The organism is Virgibacillus sp. GM2-2 (assembly GCF_055329585.1).
Map to the genome: position 1 here is coordinate 144,621 of NZ_JBUZWC010000004.1, position 20,967 is coordinate 165,587.

Annotated in this window: 21 protein-coding genes; 4 read left to right on the top strand and 17 right to left on the bottom strand. The window is 38.1% G+C overall.

Going from position 1 to position 20,967, the window contains the following annotated elements:
- Window positions 1-39: 39 nt before the first annotated feature.
- Window positions 40-786 (bottom strand): alpha/beta hydrolase, encoded by a 747-nt coding sequence (locus ACY9Z2_RS07170; protein ID WP_463608935.1) that lies wholly within the window; start codon window positions 784-786, stop codon window positions 40-42.
- A gap of 504 nt (window positions 787-1,290) precedes the next feature.
- A complete protein-coding gene (gene secG, locus ACY9Z2_RS07175; RefSeq protein ID WP_463608936.1) occupies window positions 1,291-1,524 on the bottom strand; it encodes a preprotein translocase subunit SecG in 234 nt (77 codons plus the stop codon).
- A 147-nt stretch (window positions 1,525-1,671) separates the two neighbouring features.
- Here secG and ACY9Z2_RS07180 point away from each other — a divergent pair, with 147 nt between their 5' ends.
- From ACY9Z2_RS07180 to eutH, 3 genes are all read left to right on the top strand, one after another.
- On the top strand, window positions 1,672-2,586 hold the full coding sequence (locus ACY9Z2_RS07180; protein WP_463608937.1) for an alpha/beta hydrolase: 915 nt from the start codon (window positions 1,672-1,674) through the stop codon (window positions 2,584-2,586).
- A gap of 117 nt (window positions 2,587-2,703) precedes the next feature.
- Window positions 2,704-4,416 carry a phosphoenolpyruvate--protein phosphotransferase gene (ptsP, locus tag ACY9Z2_RS07185; RefSeq protein WP_463608938.1) on the top strand — a complete coding sequence of 571 codons (1,713 nt, stop codon included), beginning with the start codon at window positions 2,704-2,706 and terminating at the stop codon, window positions 4,414-4,416.
- A gap of 96 nt (window positions 4,417-4,512) precedes the next feature.
- Window positions 4,513-5,598 (top strand): ethanolamine utilization protein EutH, encoded by a 1,086-nt coding sequence (gene eutH / locus ACY9Z2_RS07190; protein WP_463608939.1) that lies wholly within the window; start codon window positions 4,513-4,515, stop codon window positions 5,596-5,598.
- A gap of 17 nt (window positions 5,599-5,615) precedes the next feature.
- On the opposite strand, the gene ACY9Z2_RS07195 is transcribed toward eutH, so the two are convergent.
- From ACY9Z2_RS07195 to ACY9Z2_RS07245, 11 genes are all read right to left on the bottom strand, one after another.
- Window positions 5,616-6,722, bottom strand: coding sequence for a M24 family metallopeptidase (locus tag ACY9Z2_RS07195; RefSeq protein WP_463608940.1), 1,107 nt, complete (start codon window positions 6,720-6,722; stop codon window positions 5,616-5,618).
- 18 nt (window positions 6,723-6,740) lie between these two features.
- The gene (locus ACY9Z2_RS07200; RefSeq protein ID WP_463608941.1) at window positions 6,741-7,334 is read right to left on the bottom strand and encodes a nitroreductase family protein; all 594 of its coding nucleotides are present in this window, start codon (window positions 7,332-7,334) and stop codon (window positions 6,741-6,743) included.
- Window positions 7,335-7,373: 39 nt separating this feature from the next.
- Window positions 7,374-8,330 (bottom strand): nucleoside hydrolase, encoded by a 957-nt coding sequence (locus ACY9Z2_RS07205; protein WP_463608942.1) that lies wholly within the window; start codon window positions 8,328-8,330, stop codon window positions 7,374-7,376.
- A 385-nt stretch (window positions 8,331-8,715) separates the two neighbouring features.
- Window positions 8,716-9,138, bottom strand: coding sequence for a hypothetical protein (locus tag ACY9Z2_RS07210; protein WP_463608943.1), 423 nt, complete (start codon window positions 9,136-9,138; stop codon window positions 8,716-8,718).
- A 111-nt stretch (window positions 9,139-9,249) separates the two neighbouring features.
- Complete coding sequence (eno, locus tag ACY9Z2_RS07215; RefSeq protein ID WP_463608944.1) at window positions 9,250-10,536, bottom strand: phosphopyruvate hydratase; 1,287 nt, start codon at window positions 10,534-10,536, stop codon at window positions 9,250-9,252.
- A 13-nt stretch (window positions 10,537-10,549) separates the two neighbouring features.
- Window positions 10,550-12,088: a 2,3-bisphosphoglycerate-independent phosphoglycerate mutase gene (gpmI, locus tag ACY9Z2_RS07220; RefSeq protein ID WP_463608945.1), complete on the bottom strand. Its 1,539-nt coding sequence runs from the start codon at window positions 12,086-12,088 to the stop codon at window positions 10,550-10,552.
- Complete coding sequence (gene tpiA / locus ACY9Z2_RS07225) at window positions 12,085-12,843, bottom strand: triose-phosphate isomerase (protein ID WP_463608946.1); 759 nt, start codon at window positions 12,841-12,843, stop codon at window positions 12,085-12,087. Before tpiA ends, gpmI begins: the two co-directional genes overlap by 4 nt.
- A 344-nt stretch (window positions 12,844-13,187) precedes the next feature.
- Window positions 13,188-14,369 (bottom strand): phosphoglycerate kinase, encoded by a 1,182-nt coding sequence (locus tag ACY9Z2_RS07230; protein WP_463608947.1) that lies wholly within the window; start codon window positions 14,367-14,369, stop codon window positions 13,188-13,190.
- A 129-nt stretch (window positions 14,370-14,498) separates the two neighbouring features.
- Entirely contained in the window at window positions 14,499-15,506 is a 1,008-nt protein-coding gene (gene gap / locus ACY9Z2_RS07235; RefSeq protein WP_463608948.1) for a type I glyceraldehyde-3-phosphate dehydrogenase, read from the bottom strand.
- A 31-nt stretch (window positions 15,507-15,537) separates the two neighbouring features.
- Window positions 15,538-16,563: a sugar-binding transcriptional regulator gene (locus ACY9Z2_RS07240; protein WP_463608949.1), complete on the bottom strand. Its 1,026-nt coding sequence runs from the start codon at window positions 16,561-16,563 to the stop codon at window positions 15,538-15,540.
- A gap of 127 nt (window positions 16,564-16,690) precedes the next feature.
- Window positions 16,691-16,942: a glutaredoxin family protein gene (locus ACY9Z2_RS07245; RefSeq protein WP_463608950.1), complete on the bottom strand. Its 252-nt coding sequence runs from the start codon at window positions 16,940-16,942 to the stop codon at window positions 16,691-16,693.
- 237 nt (window positions 16,943-17,179) lie between these two features.
- Here ACY9Z2_RS07245 and ACY9Z2_RS07250 point away from each other — a divergent pair, with 237 nt between their 5' ends.
- On the top strand, window positions 17,180-17,809 hold the full coding sequence (locus tag ACY9Z2_RS07250; protein ID WP_463608951.1) for a protein kinase family protein: 630 nt from the start codon (window positions 17,180-17,182) through the stop codon (window positions 17,807-17,809).
- A 144-nt stretch (window positions 17,810-17,953) separates the two neighbouring features.
- Here the strand turns inward: ACY9Z2_RS07250 and ACY9Z2_RS07255 are convergent, their stop codons facing one another.
- From ACY9Z2_RS07255 to ACY9Z2_RS07270, 4 genes are all read right to left on the bottom strand, one after another.
- Window positions 17,954-18,175 carry a hypothetical protein gene (locus tag ACY9Z2_RS07255; protein WP_463608952.1) on the bottom strand — a complete coding sequence of 74 codons (222 nt, stop codon included), beginning with the start codon at window positions 18,173-18,175 and terminating at the stop codon, window positions 17,954-17,956.
- Between the two features lie 62 nt (window positions 18,176-18,237).
- Entirely contained in the window at window positions 18,238-19,017 is a 780-nt protein-coding gene (locus ACY9Z2_RS07260) for a hypothetical protein (protein ID WP_463608953.1), read from the bottom strand.
- Window positions 19,018-19,021: 4 nt separating this feature from the next.
- Window positions 19,022-19,975: an ABC transporter ATP-binding protein gene (locus ACY9Z2_RS07265; RefSeq protein ID WP_463608954.1), complete on the bottom strand. Its 954-nt coding sequence runs from the start codon at window positions 19,973-19,975 to the stop codon at window positions 19,022-19,024.
- A gap of 83 nt (window positions 19,976-20,058) precedes the next feature.
- The gene (locus tag ACY9Z2_RS07270) at window positions 20,059-20,928 is read right to left on the bottom strand and encodes a hypothetical protein (protein WP_463608955.1); all 870 of its coding nucleotides are present in this window, start codon (window positions 20,926-20,928) and stop codon (window positions 20,059-20,061) included.
- Window positions 20,929-20,967 lie beyond the last annotated feature (39 nt).

Here is a 20,967-nt window from a genome sequence, read left to right on the forward strand (position 1 = left end):
TCTATAGTATTGTTACCCTTTTAAAAAAAACTTATCATCTTATTCTTCCCAATCTAACCCTTCTAAAAAGCTTAAAATATCTTCGTGAAGTTTATCTTTTTCCTTATCAAGTGTAATTACGTGGCTAGATTCTTCGTACCATTTGATATCCTTCTGATCGGATTCGATATTATCATAAATATAATTGGCACTCTCGGTGTTAATCATCTCATCATTTCTAGCTTGTACCACAAAAGCTGGTGTGTAAATCGTATCCACATTTTCTTTCACATCCATGATGAGTTTCCCTAATTGTTCAAACAACGACGCAGAATCATCCATCAGAATGTTAATTTCTTCCTCTATTGTATCATCATTTTTGCCTTCTAACTGCTTATATTCTTTAGAAAATGTCTTAAACCCTTTTGTTAGCTGCGTTTCATTGTCAAAAAACATTGGTGCACACATTGGGATGATACCTTTTACTTTTTCCGAATATGTTAATCGTAAACCTAACACACCGCCTAAAGATAACCCAATAACGGCAATTTCCGTATGACCCAACTCTTTTAAATGATTGTAAGCATTTTTGACATCTTCCCACCATTGATCTGGGGTGGTATCGACAAGTTCTTCTGGTGGTCGACCATGACCACGGTAAATTGGTGCGTGACACGTATAGCCATTCTTTTCTAAAAATCGACCCAGCATCCGAACATCTGCTGTATGTCCAGTAAAGCCATGAAGCAATAGAACAGCTCTTTTTCCTGATTCAAATGTAAATGGTTGTGGTTGTTTTATTTTCATAATCATAATTCTCCTTTATTTCATGTTCTCCTATGAAGTGTTCGTTAAACATTTCTTTTTTTGTAAATTTGGTTATGGAATAAATGTAAACTGTGAACTAGTGAAAACGCATGTATGCAACACTTGCCGATTGATACTGAAATATTGAAATGCAATCGCAGGAGGTTTCAATTAAGCGGACACCGTACTGGAAAAATTGCATGCAGAAAGTCAGCTAGCGGACACACAATCCCTTATTTGGGTAAAATAAGGGTAAATGCTGTTGTTATCGGACTCGGGATTCCTTATTTGGGTAAAAACAGGTGAAAATCATGTTTTTTAGCTGAATAAGGCATCGTGTGTCCGTTAACCCTCAAAATAAAGACAAAAAAGATAAATAAGGGATCCTCAGTCCGATACCAAGCAGTCGCTAGCCCCCTGCTTATTTCGCACTTTACGTATACTATGAAAAACATGCTAAACATAAATAATCCCTTACCACAAAAGTGATAAGGGTTTTATTGTCTATTGTAAAACATATGCACTTAAGAATGCTAAAACAAAAAACAGTGTACCAGTAATTATAGTGCCTCGGTGTAGTACTAAATCGACACCTCGGGCCTTTTGTTTACCAAATAATTGTTCCGCACCTCCGGAAATTGCTCCAGAAAGCCCTTCACTTTTACCTTTTTGTAAAACAACTAATACAATCAAAACGATAGCATCTATTACGAGAATAATATTTATTATATTTGCCATGCTACGACGACACCCCCATTTGAAAACGTACAAATACCTACTTGTACTTTAGCATAATTTCTGTTAACTTAGCAAGTTTATTTTGGACGAAATACATATTTCACTTTATCATATAAAAAAAGGCTTCTTGAAAAGGATGATCGAATAATGGAAAAAGAATTTTGGTTATCGATGTACGATGATGTTGAAATTTATGTTAGAAAGTGGTTTGACGAAAAGAAAAAACCAAAAGCTATTGTTCAATTAGCACATGGTATGGCTGAACATATAAAACGCTATGATGCATTTTGTGACTATTTAGTTGAAAACAACTTTGCGGTATTTGGTAACGATCACCGAGGTCATGGAAAAACAGGAAATAAGCAAGGTCAACTGGGTTACTTTGCTGAGGAAAACGGGTTTGAAAAAGTAACAAATGATATGTACGAAGTAACGATGGAAATAAAAAAAGAATATCCAGACACCCCGATATTTTTATTAGGGCATAGCATGGGCTCCTTTCTAGCGCGTGCATATATCCAACGATACAGCCAGGAAATTGATGGAGTTATTCTTTCTGGTACAGGTTTTGTACCCACTTTGAAAGCCCAGGCTGGTAAAAAAGTTGCTTCCGTCTTACCTCCAGAAGAAGAATCAAGGCTAATGAATGCTTTGACTTTTGGTTCCTATAACAAACGAACTGGAGATTCCCAAAGCCCACATAGCTGGCTTTCGCGTGATCCAAATGTCGTACAGACATATAAAGATGACCCTCTATGTGGATTTGTTTCTACCGCCCGCTTCTATTATGACTTAATGGATGGAATTGATATGATTCAGGACCATCGGAGGAATGAAGCCATACGTAAAGATCTTCCCATGTTGATTGCTAGTGGAGAAGCTGATCCGGTCGGTGACTATGGAAAAGGCGTTTGGAAAGCAGCTCGTTTATATGAAAAAGCTGGTCTAGAAAACATTATCACGATGCTATTCCATGACGGACGTCATGAAATTTTAAATGAATTGAATAAGGATGAAGTTTTCTCGCAAATTTCTAACTGGATTCAAAAACAAATAAAGTAAGCGATTACATCAAGCTTTCCAGTAATATGCAGGCTTAATCCCTTGAAACAGCTAGCTTTTTAAAGGTAAAATATACAATAGATTGTATTATTTTTTGAAGGGTTGGACAAATCAATTATGAAACAAATTCAGGGTATTGCCGCTTCTAGTGGAATAGCGATAGCAAAAGCATATCAGTTAGTAACACCAGATTTAACTTTTGATAAAAAAACAATTGATAATCCGAATGAAGAAATTGAACGATTAGATAAAGCATTAGAACAATCGAGAAAAGAACTCGAAAAAATTAAAGCGCATGCAAAGAAAGAAATCGGGGACGAGCATGCGGAAATTTTTTCTGCACATCTTCTTGTGTTAAGCGATCCAGAGCTAATCAAGCCGATAAAAGATAAAATTACCTCTGAAAATGAAATGGCAGAAGCTGCGTTAAAGGAAACGGCGGATATGTTTATCGATATGTTCAAAAACATGGATAATGCGTACATGCGCGAACGTGCTGCAGATATTCAAGATGTTACAAAACGAGTAATGGCGCATCTATTGGATGTAACGTTTCCTGACCCAGCATTGATTGATGAAGAAGTTATCGTAATTGCGCACGATTTAACACCTTCCGATACGGCACAGTTAAATCGGGATTTTGTAAAAGGATTTGCGACAGACATCGGTGGTCGTACATCTCACTCGGCGATTATGGCGAGGTCACTTGAGATCCCTGCTGTTGTAGGAACGAAAGAATGCACGACAGCGATTCAACAAGATGATATTGTCATCGTCGATGGAATGAATGGCATCGTAGTCGTTAATCCAAGTGAAGACGAACTAGCAACCTATAAATCTAAACAAGCAGAACATGAAGCTCAAAAAGAAAAATGGGCAGAACTAAAGGATGATGAAACGGTAACATCAGATGGTGAACACGTGGAACTCGCCGCTAACATTGGTACACCAGAAGATGTCGAAGGTGTATTAAATAATGGTGGCGAAGGAATCGGGCTTTATCGAACTGAATTTTTATACATGGGTAAAAACGAGCTTCCAACTGAAGACGAGCAGTTTGACGCGTACAAATCCGTATTAGAAAAAATGGGTGACAAGCCTGTAGTCGTACGCACGTTAGATATTGGTGGCGACAAAGAGCTGAGTTATTTAGACTTACCAAAAGAAATGAATCCATTTCTAGGATTCCGGGCAATTCGCTTTTGCCTAGAAAACGATTCGATTTTCCGCACGCAATTACGCGCACTCTTACGTGCAAGTATCCACGGAAACTTAAAAATTATGTTCCCAATGATTGCGACGTTGGAAGAGTTCCGTCAAGCGAAAGCAATTTTAGTTGAGGAGCAAAACAAGCTTGCTTCTGAAGGTGTAGAAATTTCGGATAGTATTGAAGTCGGAATCATGGTAGAGATTCCATCAACCGCTGTCACAGCAAGACAGTTTGCCAAGGAAGTTGACTTTTTTAGTATCGGGACAAATGACTTAATTCAGTATACAATGGCTGCAGATCGGATGAACGAACAAGTGTCGTACTTGTATCAGCCATACCATCCTGCAATTTTAAATTTAGTTCACAACGTTATTGAAGCAGCTCATCGTGAAGGTAAATGGGTTGGCATGTGCGGTGAGATGGCTGGTGATCCAATCGCGATTCCGATTTTGCTTGGACTTGGGTTGGACGAATTTAGCATGAGTGCAATATCTATTCTACCTGCTAGAACGCAGCTACGGGAATTGTCCAAAAAAGAAATGGCGTCCTATAAAGATGAACTACTTTCGATGGGCACGGCTGATGAAGTAGTACAATTTGTGAAAGAAAAAACAGAATAGTTACGGGGATTAACCCTATTGAAACCGCATGAAGATTAAGATGCTTCATGCGGTTTTCTACAGTGAGTATACGTTAGATGAATGGAGATATGCGCTTTGGGGATCAACGATATTATTGTTTTCATTGTAGTTGGGTTCCTATGTTTAGGAGCTATTGATAAATGTATAGGAAACAAATTTGGTTTTGGTGAGCGATTTACTAATGGGTTTATGACAATGGGATCTCTGACGTTGGCAATGGTTGGGATTATTTCATTGGCACCTGTTATTGCTAATGGTATAACGCCGATTATCTCACCCATTTATGAAGCAATTGGTGCAGATCCTTCCTCTTTCGCAAACACCATATTGGCAATTGACATGGGCGGATATGCATTGGCTCAGGAAATGGCGCAAAGCCCTGATGCAGCTCTTTTTTCATGGGTGTTTTTAGGCACGATGATGGGGCCAACGATTGTTTTCACTATCCCCGTCGCTCTTGGACTTATTGAAAAAGAGGATCATCCTTATTTTGCAAAAGGGATTTTGCTAGGGTTAATTACGGTACCAATTGGTTGTTTTGTAGGTGGACTAGTCGCTGGTTTAGACCTATTCATGGTTATAAAAAACTTGATAATACCGCTTATATTTTCCTTACTAATTACCGTCGGCTTATGGAAGATTCCTAACAAAATGATCGTAGGATTTTCTATTTTTGGAAAAGGCATTGAAATTGTAGCAATCATAGGTCTAACAGCAGTGATTATTGAAACACTTACCGGAATTATCGTGATTCCAAACCTAACCCCACTAGAGGAAGGAATCAAAATAGTTGGTACGATTGCCGTATTTCTTGCTGGGGCATTTCCCATGGTACTATTCATTTCGAAAGCATTCAAAAAACCGTTAGAGAAAATCGGTGGTAGGTTAGGAATTAGTGACACTTCCTCGTCGGGACTAGTAGCTTCCTTAGCCCATAGCATTCCGATGTTTACTGTGTTAAAACATATGGACGCTCGAGGAAAAGTCGTGAATGTCGCCTTCGCTGTTAGTGGGGCGTTCGTATTTGGTAGCCATTTAGGGTTTGTTGCAGGAGTCAATAAAGAAGTAGTTTTTGCCATGATTGTAGGAAAATTGGTAGCAGGCATTAGTGCAGTATTCCTGGCGATTATAACAACGAAGGACAGTTCCCCGACCAATTAAGGTGGAGAACTGTCCTTTTATAGTATCTGTAAATCTCTCGGAAACGAAGTCAGCACTTCTGCTTCTCCGTTTTCATTAATGTACACCTCATCTTCAATACGGACTCCACCATAACCTGGAATATATATGCCAGGTTCGATTGTGAAGAACAAACCACTTTCCGCTAGTTGATCGTTATTTTCATGAATAGATGGTTCTTCATGTACTTCAATTCCTAAACCATGTCCTACACGGTTATTGAAATAACTTCCATAGCCGTTTTCTTTTATTACATTTCTTGCGGCAATATCAAAGTTTTTAAGTGGCTCGCCCATTTTGACAGCTTCTATTCCAGCTTGATTGGATTGTAAAACGATATTGTATATTGCCTTTTGCTTCTCTGTAGCTTCTCCAATGATAAATGTTCGTGTCGTATCGGAGCAGTACCCTTGTTTTGTAATTACGCCGAAATCAATTAAAAGGAAATCTCCTTTTTTAAAAGCGCGATCACCAGGAACTCCGTGTGGTAATGCGGCTTTTTCACCTGCAAGCACAATCGTTGAAAAAGATGGACCAACCGCACCGTATTTCTTCATCAGATATTCTAGCTCCGCGCATAACTCGGCTTCTGTCATTCCAATACGTACGCGTTTTATCCCCTCTTCTAACACCTTCTCAATGATATCTACAGCCTCCTGTAGGTAAATGATTTCACTTCTCGATTTTTTCAATCGCTGTTTGTTGATATCCGGTTGTATATCATCATAGGAAGCCTCTGGAAAAACCCCTTGTAATTGTTTATGACGAAACATGCTGACAACATTCATCTCTACCCCGATACCTTTCACATTCGTACCAAGATGATCTTGCAGCTTAGCGAATGGATCCTCTTCATCTGAAATGGGAATGATGTTCTTTACATTGGATTCGTTATCAGCTATTTCTTTATCTAAAGCAGGAACAAACAGCGCTAATTCCTTGGTCCGACAATCCACTGCTAGCGCCATAAATCGTTCATGTGGATCAGAATGAAAACCGGTATAATAAAAAACATTTGCTGGTGCAGTAATAAGTGCTAAATCTAGGCTTTTTTTCTGTAATGTTTGTTGAAGTATGGTTATTCTTTTCTGGTAATCGATGCTCATTTTTATACCTCCATTTTGTTAGGGACTGTCCTCTATTATTTCTATTTTCTCCTCAATCGGTGTTCTACCCTTATTCTTTGGAATTGCTTTTGGATAGCCAATTTGTAACACGGCGGCAATTTTATGCTTGTCCGAATTTAATCCAATCGCCTCTACAAACCCATGATCAAGCATGTTTGGTGTAATGGTCCATAACATACCAACACCAAACTCCCACCCGGCAAGCTGAGCGTTTTGAATAAAGGCAGCAACTGCAGCACTTTCTTCTTCCGCACGCACAGGGTCAGATTCTATTTCATAATAAATTAGCGCATGATGTGGAATTTTTATTAAAAAGTCCTTCATGGATTGCGTCATTTTTACCGTTTTAGGATCTTGATCCATTTTTAACATACCAATACGTTGGTAGCTTGTGACAATTTCATCCACAAATTGGATTTTCCCGTTACCCTGATAGAGTTTAATGTTCCATGGCTCTTTCATATAATGTGTCGGAGCATATGACCCGTACGTGAAAATTTCTTTAAGCCTGTCCAGTGGTACTTCCTCATTGGTAAAGCTATGTATCGAACGTCTTTCTTTAATTGCTTGTAAAATATCCAGGGTACTCACCTCCCCTTATAGTTTATCAGATTTATAAGAGGTTATGGTTCATGTAGCCTCCCCGGTCATAACCGACATGAATTCAAGATAAAATTTTCGATAATCTAAACCAAAAGCGATTCGTATATTTTTCTCGACAGGTTCAGTATCCACCACAAACGGTCTAATGTCTGCAATGCTTTGTCCACGTTCTACACCTTCTCTTGCCTGAACGATCGTTACAGGAAGGCTATCAAACGTAAACATATCTTCATTTATCGGTGCCATCAATGTTAGGACATCGTGCATGGGGCTCCCTTGAATCATGGGATTTCGGCTTTTATAGTAATCGTAGTAATAATCAATTAACGGTTTAATTATTTTTGCTACTCCGACATTAGCAATGTAATCTACCATTTGCGGGGTTACAATAGCTTGAAGCGTTACGTTAAGTGGGATAATTGTTACATCGTGGGCATAATCCAGCACTATTTTTGCAGCAATCGGGTCTGCATAAAAATTGGCTTCTGAAACTGCTGTCACGTTTCCAGGAACCCAGAAGGCACCGCCCATTATATAAAATCCGCTTATATCCTCCATTAAAGATTGATACAAAATAAACATGGTAGCTAGAGATGTGAGTCTACCAATATTCACAATAACTAGATTGTCATCCTTATATTTTTCAATGATATTCACTATCTCAAAAAAATTTTCTGTTTCGTAGTTTTCACCTGCAGTTGGTGGAATGATTGGTCCAAGACCATATTCTCCATGTATTTCAGGAAAAAACGTTGGAACTTCTCCAGTCATCGGAAGCTCTGCACCACTAATAATTGCAAGTTCATCTGGAATGTCGAAGAGTTGTTGAATATACCGTACGTTAGCCAAAGCCTTTTCTCGTGGAACGTTGCCGTAATCCGCAACAACACCAATAACTTCGATTTGATCATTTAAATGAGCATAAATTAAAGCCACGGTATCATCAATTCCGATATCGCCAAACAATAATACTTTTTGTGCCATCTTGGATCCACTCCCATCACATACGTTTCCTTATATGTATTCAGCGGATAGCACGTCTTATACGAATAATTACTTTATGTATCCACTAGATGCCCCCAAGTGGATGGTTGGAATTTACATGACAGGAGATTCGCTATTTTCATTAAAAATGCTAATTTCGTTAGGTTTCCGGACACAAGGTGTCTTATTTCACTATAATCAACGGAAAAAACACCTTTTCTCATTTAATAAGGCACCTCTTGTCCGCTTACCCCCGACTTTCACTCTTATTTGATCAAATAGCGGATCCTCTGTCCGGATAAATCGTGACCACAGTCATTCTTACGTGATGGGGTAGCAGTATTAATAACATTTCCCTTGTACTAAGCACAAGAAATTGCATATTTTAAGAAGTGGTAATTTTGGGTTCGTAATTGCATAGAATCTCAAAAATTTCATCTTCAGTAGTGAATATATGATGTTCGATTTTATCACTAACAAACCTGTTATGTTTGAGAAACCACTCTATAAAATCTGAATTAGTCATTTTATATAAAGACCATCCACGAGTAGCATTTCCAAAAAAATCCTTACGTGCTTGAGAAGCAAATCCTGCTAAATCTGATCTAGTTGCTTCACTTGCAAACCTAAATGCCAAAACATAACTTCCTTCAACGAATTTATCGTAAAGAAAAGTAATCTCTCTATCTTGTCCATCAACTAAAGTTAAAGAAAGACTTCCCGAACCAATTTTCATCTCCACTAAATCTAAAATATTTCCTATTTGCTTGGTAGGTCTCCACACATGCATTTTACTATGATTATCCATCTCAACACATCCTAGTATGAATATCTATTCTAGACAGCTTTTCGATTATACTTTCTTCGCATGAAATAAAAAGAGACAGATCCCTCTGCCTCTTTCTTTATATATAACTAATTACTTCTTCAAATTATAAAACGACTTCAATCCACCATACTGACCAAGCCCTGAAAGCTCATCCTCAATACGAAGCAACTGATTGTACTTCGCAACGCGGTCCGTACGTGATGGTGCACCTGTTTTAATTTGACCAGCGTTTGTTGCTACGGCGATGTCAGCGATTGTTGCATCTTCTGTTTCACCAGAACGGTGCGAGATCACTGCTGTGTAGCCAGCGCGTTTTGCCATTTCAATTGCATCAAACGTTTCGGTCAATGTTCCAATTTGGTTTACCTTAACTAGAATAGAGTTTCCTACACCTTGCTCGATACCTTGCGCTAATTTCTTCGTATTTGTAACGAAAAGATCGTCACCAACTAATTGAACACGGTTTCCAATTCGGTCAGTCAACATTTTATGACCATCCCAGTCGTTTTCATCTAATCCATCTTCAATTGAAATGATTGGATATTTGTTTACCATTTCTTCATACCAATCAACCATTTCTGCTGATGTACGAACGACACCTTCACCTTTTAGGTTGTATTTGCCATCCTCGTAAATTTCTGAAGCTGCTACGTCCATTGCCAGCATAATTTCTTCACCAGGCTTATAACCTGCCGCTTCGATTGCTTCCACAATTGTTTGCAGTGCTTCTTCATTTGATTTCAAGTTTGGAGCAAATCCACCTTCGTCACCAACTGCTGTATTGTAGCCTTTAGACTTCAACACGTTTTTCAACGAATGGAAAATTTCTGCACCTGTACGTAGCGCTTCCTTAAATGTTGGTGCTGCAACTGGCATTACCATAAATTCCTGGATGTCTACGTTATTGTCAGCATGCTCGCCACCATTTAAAATGTTCATCATTGGTGTTGGCAATGTTTTTGCATTAAATCCACCTAAATAATTGTACAGTGGAATTTCTAAATAGCTAGCAGCTGCATGTGCTACAGCCATGGAAACACCAAGAATCGCGTTAGCACCTAGTTTCCCTTTGTTTTCTGTACCATCTAATTCAATCATTAACTCGTCGATAATGTTTTGACGTGTTACATCGATCCCAAGCAATTCTGGTCCGATAATTTCATTCACATTATCTACTGCTTTTTGTACACCTTTTCCAAGGTAACGTTCCTTATCACCGTCACGTAATTCAACCGCTTCATATTCACCAGTTGATGCTCCACTTGGAACGAGAGCAGCTCCAAATGCTCCTGATTCAGTAAAAACTTCTACTTCCACTGTTGGATTTCCTCGTGAATCCAACACTTCACGTGCGTAAACGTCTGTAATGTATGGCATGTAAACCGCTCCTTTATTTTTTAATTAGTGTTGTTCCAGTCATTTCTGCTGGTAAATCAATGTCTAACAGGTCTAACAATGTTGGTGATAAATCAGCTAAAATTCCACCTTCACGTAAAGTCGCATCTTTTTGGGTAACAATAACCGGCACAGGATTTGTAGTATGTGCAGTCATTGGATCTCCTTCTGGTGTGATGACTTCGTCTGAATTACCATGATCGGCAGTAATAATAGCACTCCCACCTAATTCTACTATTTTATCAACAATTTTGCCAAGACATTCATCAACTGCTTCGATTGCTTTGATCGTTGGTTCTAACTTTCCTGAATGTCCTACCATGTCAGGGTTAGCAAAATTAAGGATAATCGCATTTGGCGTATCTGTATCTAATTCGTTTAACAGGGCATCAGTTACCTCATATGCGCTCATTTCTGGTTTAAGGTCATAGGTTGCTACCTTTGGTGAATTAATTAAAATTCGTTTTTCACCAGGAAATTCTTTTTCCCTTCCACCGCTCATGAAAAACGTAACGTGTGGATATTTCTCCGTCTCAGCAATTCTAAGCTGTTTCAGGTTATGCTGGGATAATACTTCTCCAACCGTGTTATCGAGGTTAACCGGATTATAAGCAACATACCCATCAACTGACTCACTGAAGTTTGTCAGCATAACAAAGTGCAAATTCTTCGGTACCTTTTCTCCTCGATCAAAGTCACGAAAGTCATCATCGGCAAACGTACGTGATATTTGAATCGCACGGTCTGGCCTGAAGTTATAGAAAACGATGGAATCCTCATCTTTAATCGTTCCTCGCGGTGCTCCGTTCTCATCCGTTAAAACAGATGGTATGACGAACTCATCATGAATTCCATTTTCATAGGAATCCTCGATTAATGTATATGGGTCTTTATATTTTGGACCTTCACCATAAACCATTGCATCGTACGCTCGTTTCACACGATCCCAACGCTTGTCTCGATCCATGGAATAATAACGACCTGAAATCGTTGCAATTTGGCCAATGCCAAGCTCTTTCATCTTTTCTTCGGTTTTTTCGATGTATTTTTTCGCAGTTTGTGGACCAACATCTCGTCCATCCAAAAATGCATGAACAAATACATCCTTCAATCCTTGGTCACTAGCAAGCTTTAATAGTGCAAACAAATGGCTAATGTGACTATGGACACCACCATCTGATAGTAATCCGAAAATGTGCAGTGCTTTGTTTTTTTGTTTAGCGTCGTTTATCGCGTTTAGAAAAGCTTCTTTTTCAAAAAACTCCCCGTCTCGAATAGACAAGTTAACACGAGTAAGGCTTTGATACACAATTCGACCAGCACCAATATTTAAATGGCCAACCTCGGAATTACCCATTTGTCCCTCTGGTAAGCCAACCGCTTCACCACTTGCTTGTAGTTGATTGTGCGGATAGTTTGCCCAATAACGGTCGAAATTCGGTGTATTGGCTTGCTTCACTGCATTTCCCATCTCTGTATCCCGAAGACCGAAGCCATCTAGGATAATGAGTGCAGCTAGTTTATTTTGTTTCATTTTTTACCTGCCTCCACAAGCTGGATAAAGGAGTCAGCTTCTAAACTTGCGCCACCGACTAATGCACCATCAATATCTGATTGGGAAAGTAGTTCATCAACATTTGCTGGCTTTACACTTCCACCGTATTGGATTACAACTTTTTCAGCAGTATCCTCTGATGTAAGCTTCGCGATCACGGAACGGATATGCTGACAAACTTCATTTGCATCAGTGCTTGACGCCGTTTTGCCTGTTCCAATTGCCCAAATTGGTTCATACGCTACAATAGTTTTGGCAATTTGTTCATCGGATAGGCCTTTCAAGCCTTCTTGAACTTGCTTTTCAATGTGATTCATCGTTTCGTTTGATTCACGCTGTTCTAGTGTTTCTCCAACACATACAATGGGATTCAAGTCATGACTAAACGCAGCGTGTACTTTTTTATTTACTGTTTCATCTATTTCAGCAAAATATTCTCGGCGCTCAGAGTGACCAATCACAACGTGTGTCACGCCTAAATCCTTTAGCATTACAGGGCTCACTTCGCCGGTGTATGCTCCACTATCTTCAAAGTGCATATTTTGCGCACCGATTTTAATATTGCTATCTTTTGTTAACTCGACGAGCTTTGGCAAAAATGGGAAAGGTGCACAGACAATTGCTTCGACACCTTCTCCAGCCGGATTTTTCTCAACAACCGATTGAACGAAACCTTCCGCTTCATTCATCACTTTGTTCATTTTCCAGTTTCCAGCAATTACTTTGTTTCGCATTTTCTCACCTCATCAATTTTTTATGTTTTTGTATAGATTATTGCTTTATTACAATTACTCAATTTCCATTTCCATTCAGATCACCAAGTAAAAACACCCTGTAAACAGAATGGATCGGACACCAGATGCGCTATTAGCCTAAAATCCGGGCGAATGGACCTGTTTGCGGACTCAGAATCCCTTATTCAGATAAAAACATCATGAAATTACTACTTTTCACTGTATAGCGGATCCTGTGTCCGCTTAACCCATCAAATATGTCTAATAAGTCAAAATAAGGGATCCTGTGTCCGTTACCTGTGCAGACACGCCCCGACCATTCTACGAGGTCACGCATCCTGCACTTATTTATCATCTAACGCATCAACACCTGGAAGAATTTTTCCTTCCATAAATTCTAGTGATGCTCCGCCACCAGTGGAGACGTGATCCATTTCTTCGGCAAAGCCAAATTTCTCCACTGCAGCTGCAGAGTCTCCGCCACCGATGACGGTATACCCTTCTGTTTGTGCTAAAGCATCTGCAACAGCTTGTGTACCACCTGCGAAAGCATTCATTTCAAATACGCCCATTGGACCGTTCCAGATGACGAGCTTTGATTCCGCTATAATTTCACGGAAGGAATCCCGCGTTTTCGGACCGATATCAAGTCCTTGCCAATCAGCAGGGATTTCATCGACATCAACAATTTTCGTATTAGCATCTTCAGCAAATTGATCGGCAATTACAGCGTCTTCTGGTATAACGAAACGAACGCCTTTTTCCTTCGCTTTTTCGATAAATTGTTTAGCAACCTCGATCTTATCCTCTTCAAGCAACGATTTTCCTATTTCATGACCTTGTGCTTTGATAAACGTATAGGATAGACCACCGCCAATTAACAGGTTATCTACTTTATCCAGTAGATGATCAATGACATCTATTTTATCCTTTACCTTGGCACCGCCAATTATTGCAGTGAATGGTCGGTCTGGATTTTCTAATGCTTTTCCAAGTACATCAATTTCTTTTTCCATTAAAAGTCCTGCAGCTGATGGTAGTTTTTCTGCCACGCCCGCAGTAGATGCATGTGCTCTATGTGCAGCGCCAAATGCATCGTTCACGTAAACATCTGCCATGTTAGCGAATTCTTGTGCTAGTTTTTCATCATTCTTTTCTTCCCCAGGTTCAAAGCGAACATTTTCGATTAATAAAATATCACCATCACCTAGACGAGACATTGCTTCGTTTACTTCACTTCCATATACAGCATCTGTTTTTGTAACTTCCTTACCTATTAAGTCACTTAACCGCTTCGCAACTGGATCTAGTCGCAAATCCTCGACAACTTCACCCTTAGGCCGTCCCAGGTGGCTTGCCAAAATAACAATCGCTCCTTGTTCGGTCAAATACTCAATCGTTGGAATTGCTGCCTTGATTCGAGTGTCATCCGTTATCTCGCCATCTTTCATTGGTACATTGAAATCCACACGGCAAAATACTTTTTTCCCTTTTAAATCAAGGTCTTTCAGAGTTTTTTTATTCATCCTTAAAAAATCCTCCTTGTGTTATGTATAAGCACTCTCAGCTTGTTTTCCCCCATTATACTATCATTTAACACACTTAAATGAAAAAGAGGAGGAAAAGTTCCCCCTCTAGTATATATGAACTTCCGCTTATAGTCCTTGATTTTTAATATAAACTGCCAAATCAACGCATCGTGCAGAGTAACCCATTTCGTTATCATACCAAGATACGACTTTGACCATATTATCTTCCAACACCATTGTTGATAATGCATCAAATAATGATGAATCAGTATTACCAACAATATCAGATGAAACGATTGGTTCTTCTGTGTACCCTACAATGCCCTTTAAGTTTCCTTCAGCAGCTTCTTTAAACGCTTTGTTTACGTCTTCAGCTGTTACGTTTTTGTCAAGTTCAGCTACCAGGTCAACAATGGAACCATCTGGAGTAGGTACGCGAACGGCCATACCATTTAATTTCCCGTCTAATTCTGGTAACACTTTTCCTACTACTTTTGCAGCACCAGTAGTTGTAGGAATAATGTTTTGAGCCGCTGCACGTGCACGGCGATAGTCCTTATGTGGTAGGTCTAAAATTTGCTGGTCGTTTGTATATGAGTGTACAGTAGTCATTAGACCGCGTTTAAGACCAAATTGCTCGTGCAATACCTTCGCAAGTGGTGCAATACAGTTTGTTGTACAAGACGCATTCGAAACAATATGATGTTTGTCTGCATCATAATCCTGTTCGTTAACACCCATAACCATTGTTAGATCTTCTTCTTTAGCAGGTGCAGAAATAATTACTTTTTTAGCACCAGCATCTAGATGTTTCTTCGCATCTTCACGCGCAGTAAAACGTCCTGTAGATTCAATTACAATCTCTACACCTAAATCTCCCCAGCCTAAATTTGCTGGATCACGTTCAGTTAGTACTTTAATTTCTTTTCCGCCAACAACGATATTTGATCCACTAACTTTTACTTCTTGTTCAAGCTGACCATGTACGGAATCATATTTTAATAGGTGAGCTAGCATTTCCGCATCAGTTAAGTCGTTTACAGCTACAACCTCAACATCGTCATTTTTCAATGCTTGACGAAAAACGTTACGTCCGATCCGACCAAATCCATTAATTCCTACTTTTACTGCCATAATAGTTTCCTCCTAATATCTCAATTTGATTTTATTTATCATTATGAATAATCGCTTCTGCAGCGGCTTCATCTGTTATCAATAAATCAGCCTTTCCTTGTTTAAAATAGGATTTTATTGCGTTTGCTTTTGACTTACCACCTGCAATGGCAACGACCGTAGAACTCGACTCTAAATCTTCTAATTGAATCCCAATCGTTCGTACCTTATGCACAACATCACCACTGCTATTAAAATAGTAGCCAAAAGCTTCACTTACAGCATGTTCTTTTTCAAGCTGTTCTATAAGTACTTCATCTGACTTTCTTCGGTTTGCCATTGTTAATGCATCACCGATTCCGTGTAAGACAATATCTGCCGAACGGATAAGCTCGGTAATTTCGCGAATGGAGGGCTCCTTTACCATCGTTTGATAGGACTGTTCACTTAGTGGATCTGGAACATACAGCATCCGATAATCACCATTTGTCCGCTTTGCCATTTCTGCAACAATCGTGTTTGCCTGGCTTTCCACTTTTTCACCGATACCACCACGAGCTGGTACAAACATGCATTTAGCTCCATTTTCAAACGGTGACATCATGCTTGCTACAGCAGCCATCGTTGTTCCACCAGTAACCGCGATTGTTTGCTCATTTGAAACTTGTGTACGTAAATGGGCGATTACTGCTTTTCCTATTTCTTGTTTCACCCACTCATGGGTATCACTGTCACCCCGAACAACAATTACATGTTCTACTTGTAATTTATCCTGTAACTGTGTTTCTAAAACGCGTAATCCAGTGATATCTTTCATAAAAGTGGCTAATTCACTTAGTATACTCTTCCCATCTTCGGTAATGAGCATTCCTTTACCAGACACATCAATCATCTGATGCTTTTGTAAGAAGTCTACTTCACCGCGTACTGTACGTTCGGATAGCTTTGTTCGATCCGACAAGCTTCGTCTTCCTATAGGTTGAAAAAGATTAATAGTATGCAGTACCGTATACCGTTGCTTCATAACTTCCACAAGGTCTGGAAATATTCTTTTTTGCAAATCAATAAATGATTGCATCTTGTTGCTCCTTTTTGTCGGACAAAAAAGTCCCGGATGGTAATATTTTGTCCTGCATGCGTTAAAAAAATACGCAAATATTTCATTTGCTTATTTTCATTGTAGCAAACTTCATACATATTTCAAGTCATTTGTTTTTAGAGGATTCTTTCAATAATGCCTCAATAGAATCATATGTAATTTGCTCGCAATTTAATTCTTTACCGTTTATTTCAATAACTGGGATAGACAAGTGGTATTTCTCTAGCCATTCATCTTTTGAATAAATATCTCTTTCCTCAACCGTACATAGATAATCATTTTTTAACAGATCAACTAACGTTAAGGCTTCGTCACACAATGGACAGTTTTGCTTTGTATAAAAGTTTAAATAAATCATTCGTAAACTCCTTTTCTTGTACATGCTACTATTTTCACACAAATTAATGATTTTAGCACTCAAAACGTATGCTCAACAATGATGCAGATTACCAATCTGCAGTTCTACAGTTTTAGGAATGCGTAGAAATAGATTAGGAATGAGAAAAAGTGATTATTGAATGTGTTCTCATTCTTTTTATCAAACAATATAATAATACAAATTAGTAGCGATAATAGTTGTCACCCTATATTATTAATGAAAGGGGTGTTTTCATTGCATTCAACCGCTGAACTTGTTAAAAGTATTAAATGGCAGACAGGTAAATTTGGATTTACCGTCTTAGATAAAGACCCTCGTTTAGATATGATTGGTATAGGAAGAAGTGCTGCGGTATTTAAGCTGCAATCAAAAGCACTGAAGGTATTCTTTCCCGGGAGTACGCATATCGCTCAGGAAGAGGCCGAAATATATGAAATGTTAAAAGGGAATACCTACTATCCTACTTTATATGAATCAGGTGGAAACTACCTGTTAATTGATTTTATTGAAGGAAACACTTTTTTTGATTGTTTATCACTAGGAATCCCTTTGTCAAATTCAGCCATCCAAGAAACCGATTATGCTCTTTACTCTGCAAAACAGGTTGGACTAAATCCTTCCGACATTCACCTTCGTAATATTATATTGACTCCAGAAGGTAAAGTGAAGCTAATCGATGTTGCTAGATTCAGACAAACCAAAGATTGTCGGCAATGGGCAGACCTTAAAAGAGCCTATTTTACCTTTTACAGCAAAAATTATTTTCCCAAAAAAATTCCAGTATCTGTTTTAAATACAGTTGCTTATTTGTATAAAAAAAACTTCTACCAAGAAATAGCTTTATAATTTAAAAATAATTAAGACAATATTTCCGTTAAAAACTTCTCCTATAATAAATCCTTTCGAAAAAACAAGAAATCTCAGTCAAATTTGACTGAGATTTCCTGTTTTAATAGTGCCTTCTTTTATTACATTCCTATGTTGCTATTTTCATAGTTGCTCAGCAAGTTGACGTACGATATCATCCATATCTTTTCCCTTTGTAATATTTTGAGTTTCTAAAGGAAAAACTCTTTTTCCGGTGTGTACATCTTCAATAAATCTAACTCTATTGGTAGCAACAGAGCTAGTACATACTAGAATCTCTCTCGAGTTAACTTGTATCAAAGAAAATTGCACTTTACCATTTGATAACCGTGTTGAAAGAGTCACAATTTACCTCCTTTATGTATATCAATAAGTGTCAAGACAAATTTACAGCTACAATCTATATTCTAATAATGACCTAGTGTCCCTGCTTTTCTAGCTTTTTTACTAGCCCGGTGGAAAGTGAAAAGTCCAATCCCCATCCACAATACTAGGTTTATACATCCCCACCAAAATAATGAGCCATCTCCAAAAAGCGACGCATTTTCAATCATCATTTGCTTTAATAGACCTACCATTGGAGCAAGGGGAATAATAATAGCAAGGTGAGACCACACACCCTCAAAAGTTGTGAAAGGTGTCATAATTACAAAAAGAAGTGCAAATTGCATCATATTTAAAAGTTGATCTGTTCGTTTGAATATAATTGTAATACTGGCAACTAAATATCCTATACCAATCGCAACACCAATGGCCATTAACAGCGGAATTAAATTCATAATTGAAAAATCCAAATAGTGACCAGTCAATATCATGATGCAAGTAACAGTAATTAGCATAAAGAGAATGATGTATAATAAATTTGCCACATTTCGTATAAATAGTACTGTTATGGCACCTAAAGGGCTTAGAAAGACTTGTTCTAATGTTCCATTTTTTGATTCCTCAGATATAGTAAACCCCATATCTCCAATGGCATCTAATACCAATACCCACAAGATATAGCTGATAATAACGGCGCTAAGTCTATCGCCAAATATATCTCCGCCTGTAATGTATTTTCCGCCTAGAAATAAACCGTAAAAAACAACCACCACTAAAAATATTTGACTTATAAACTCTGTTGGATACCGCTTAAACTCAATCAAACTTCGTCGAAATTCAGCAATAAGCGCATGTATGATCATATTTCTACTCCCCAGCTGCATATTTTAAGGATTTATCATTACTAGTATAGTATCGAAACACCGCTGCCAAATCAGCAGTATCCTTTTGAACACGTACAATTGGATATGGTTCTAATATGTGCATAATTTCATAAGGAGTCTGATCTCCCGACAAAGCAATTTTAAAAGAAGTTGAACTCGTATATTCAGGTGTATATGATTCTAATGCAAGTTTTATTTCCTCGGAAATTTTTCTATCACATTCAAATATGTACGTTTCATCATTAAATTGTTGTAACACATCCTTTGTTACTCCTTGTTTAATTAACTGACCATTATTAATGATAGCCAGTTGGTCTGATAATTGTTCAGCTACTTCCATTTGATGGGTTGTTAGTAAAATACCTACATTTTGCTCTTTGGCAAGATCCCTGATTAAAACTTGAATGCGATCAGATGCAGCCAAATCTAACCCTAACGTTGGTTCATCCAAAAGCAATAGTGATGGTGAATGAATAAGGGCAGTGCATATTGCTACTTGCTGTTGCATACCACGACTTAACTGTTGAACCGTATTATTAAGTTTTGCTTCTAAACCAAAAGCGCACATCAACTCTCGACCCTTTTTCAAAGCCTCGGATCGTGGTATTCCTCTAATTCCGCTCCAGTACTCGAAGTTTTCCAAAGGGGTAAGTCGCCAATACAAGTTTCTACTACCTTCCAAAACCGCTCCTAGATTTTTAAGGGCATAGCCTCGTTTCTTTAAAATGCTCTTCCCATTAATCCATACATCTCCACTATCAGGTTGAACCAAGCCAGCAATCATTTTAATTGTAGTCGTTTTCCCTGCTCCATTTGGACCCAAGAATGCAGTGATGCATCCTGGGGACAAGTTAAGGTCTATTGAACGCACCGCTTTCACAGTATTATTATTTTTAGCCTTAAAGCTCTTCTCCAAGTCTTTAACTTCTAGTAGCATATACTACCTCCAAAAGTATCATTTGTTAAAAGAATAATTTGTTGTATAAAAACCTATTACTGAATGTAATAGGGTTTTTTGTTTCAGATCTTTTCTTTTAAATCTATCTTTTCATAAATCTTATTTATCTGAGAAAGTTTGGATTGAGTCCACCAATTTTTCAGCTGGATAAGCCCTAACGATTCAAGATCTTCACAAATAATCGTAGAGGTTTTTAATAACTTTGATAAGCCTTCACCAATTATCTGTATGAATTTTTCATCTTCATGAAGGGTTTTAATCAATACCAAAGGATCTGTTATATTATTGATTGACGCTAGGAAATAAGACCAGTGGGTCCATTGGTGTTTTTTCAAATCAACTTCCCAATCAATAATATCATCAAACATTTGATTTACAAACGCCATTCTACGTAAAATGTTAACCCATTGCTTAGTATCCCCTACCCCATCATATTCCCCAACCATAAAGGGTACGATTTCCCAACTGGCTGATTTATCAATTCCAAAATTATAATATTCAATATCATCGAATGGATGAGTTAAAGAATATTCCACATTAAGGTTTTTCAATCTATAATTTTCTTCGCTTTTTGTTACATTATAAGTCCTATCTAACAAAATATTCAGTTGAGTATTAACAGATTCACCAATCTCCTTGGATAAATTTTCATTAATAATTGAAAGCGTATGAAAGCATCTTATTAAATTCGATGATATTTCTTGTTGAGCATCCACAAAGTTATCCAACAAAAACATTTGCTGCGATAATAAATGACTTAAGCAAAATAAGTCACTATAATGATATGGATTATTCACATCCTTAATGAAAAAATACGGAAGCAATGAATAAGGTGTGATCTTAAGCTCGGAATCTAACTGGTGTTTTTGAAAAGCTTCTTGTTCTTCCTCTCGCACAATTTTATATAAAACTCTTGGAAACTCATAGTTCATTCAAATCACCCGATTCTTTTATACTTTTGGTAAAAACAC

What these genes read in the sequence shown, in the direction of transcription:
- ACY9Z2_RS07170 (WP_463608935.1), bottom strand. Translation starts at nt 786, where the DNA reads ATGAAAATAAAACAACCACAACCATTTACATTTGAATCAGGAAAAAGA.
- secG (WP_463608936.1), bottom strand. Translation starts at nt 1,524, where the DNA reads ATGGCAAATATAATAAATATTATTCTCGTAATAGATGCTATCGTTTTG.
- ACY9Z2_RS07180 (WP_463608937.1), top strand. Translation starts at nt 1,672, where the DNA reads ATGGAAAAAGAATTTTGGTTATCGATGTACGATGATGTTGAAATTTAT.
- ptsP (WP_463608938.1), top strand. Translation starts at nt 2,704, where the DNA reads ATGAAACAAATTCAGGGTATTGCCGCTTCTAGTGGAATAGCGATAGCA.
- ACY9Z2_RS07195 (WP_463608940.1), bottom strand. Translation starts at nt 6,722, where the DNA reads ATGAGCATCGATTACCAGAAAAGAATAACCATACTTCAACAAACATTA.
- ACY9Z2_RS07205 (WP_463608942.1), bottom strand. Translation starts at nt 8,330, where the DNA reads ATGGCACAAAAAGTATTATTGTTTGGCGATATCGGAATTGATGATACC.
- ACY9Z2_RS07210 (WP_463608943.1), bottom strand. Translation starts at nt 9,138, where the DNA reads ATGGATAATCATAGTAAAATGCATGTGTGGAGACCTACCAAGCAAATA.
- eno (WP_463608944.1), bottom strand. Translation starts at nt 10,536, where the DNA reads ATGCCATACATTACAGACGTTTACGCACGTGAAGTGTTGGATTCACGA.
- gpmI (WP_463608945.1), bottom strand. Translation starts at nt 12,088, where the DNA reads ATGAAACAAAATAAACTAGCTGCACTCATTATCCTAGATGGCTTCGGT.
- tpiA (WP_463608946.1), bottom strand. Translation starts at nt 12,843, where the DNA reads ATGCGAAACAAAGTAATTGCTGGAAACTGGAAAATGAACAAAGTGATG.
- ACY9Z2_RS07230 (WP_463608947.1), bottom strand. Translation starts at nt 14,369, where the DNA reads ATGAATAAAAAAACTCTGAAAGACCTTGATTTAAAAGGGAAAAAAGTA.
- gap (WP_463608948.1), bottom strand. Translation starts at nt 15,506, where the DNA reads ATGGCAGTAAAAGTAGGAATTAATGGATTTGGTCGGATCGGACGTAAC.
- ACY9Z2_RS07240 (WP_463608949.1), bottom strand. Translation starts at nt 16,563, where the DNA reads ATGCAATCATTTATTGATTTGCAAAAAAGAATATTTCCAGACCTTGTG.
- ACY9Z2_RS07245 (WP_463608950.1), bottom strand. Translation starts at nt 16,942, where the DNA reads ATGATTTATTTAAACTTTTATACAAAGCAAAACTGTCCATTGTGTGAC.
- ACY9Z2_RS07250 (WP_463608951.1), top strand. Translation starts at nt 17,180, where the DNA reads ATGAAAGGGGTGTTTTCATTGCATTCAACCGCTGAACTTGTTAAAAGT.
- ACY9Z2_RS07260 (WP_463608953.1), bottom strand. Translation starts at nt 19,017, where the DNA reads ATGATCATACATGCGCTTATTGCTGAATTTCGACGAAGTTTGATTGAG.
- ACY9Z2_RS07265 (WP_463608954.1), bottom strand. Translation starts at nt 19,975, where the DNA reads ATGCTACTAGAAGTTAAAGACTTGGAGAAGAGCTTTAAGGCTAAAAAT.
- ACY9Z2_RS07270 (WP_463608955.1), bottom strand. Translation starts at nt 20,928, where the DNA reads ATGAACTATGAGTTTCCAAGAGTTTTATATAAAATTGTGCGAGAGGAA.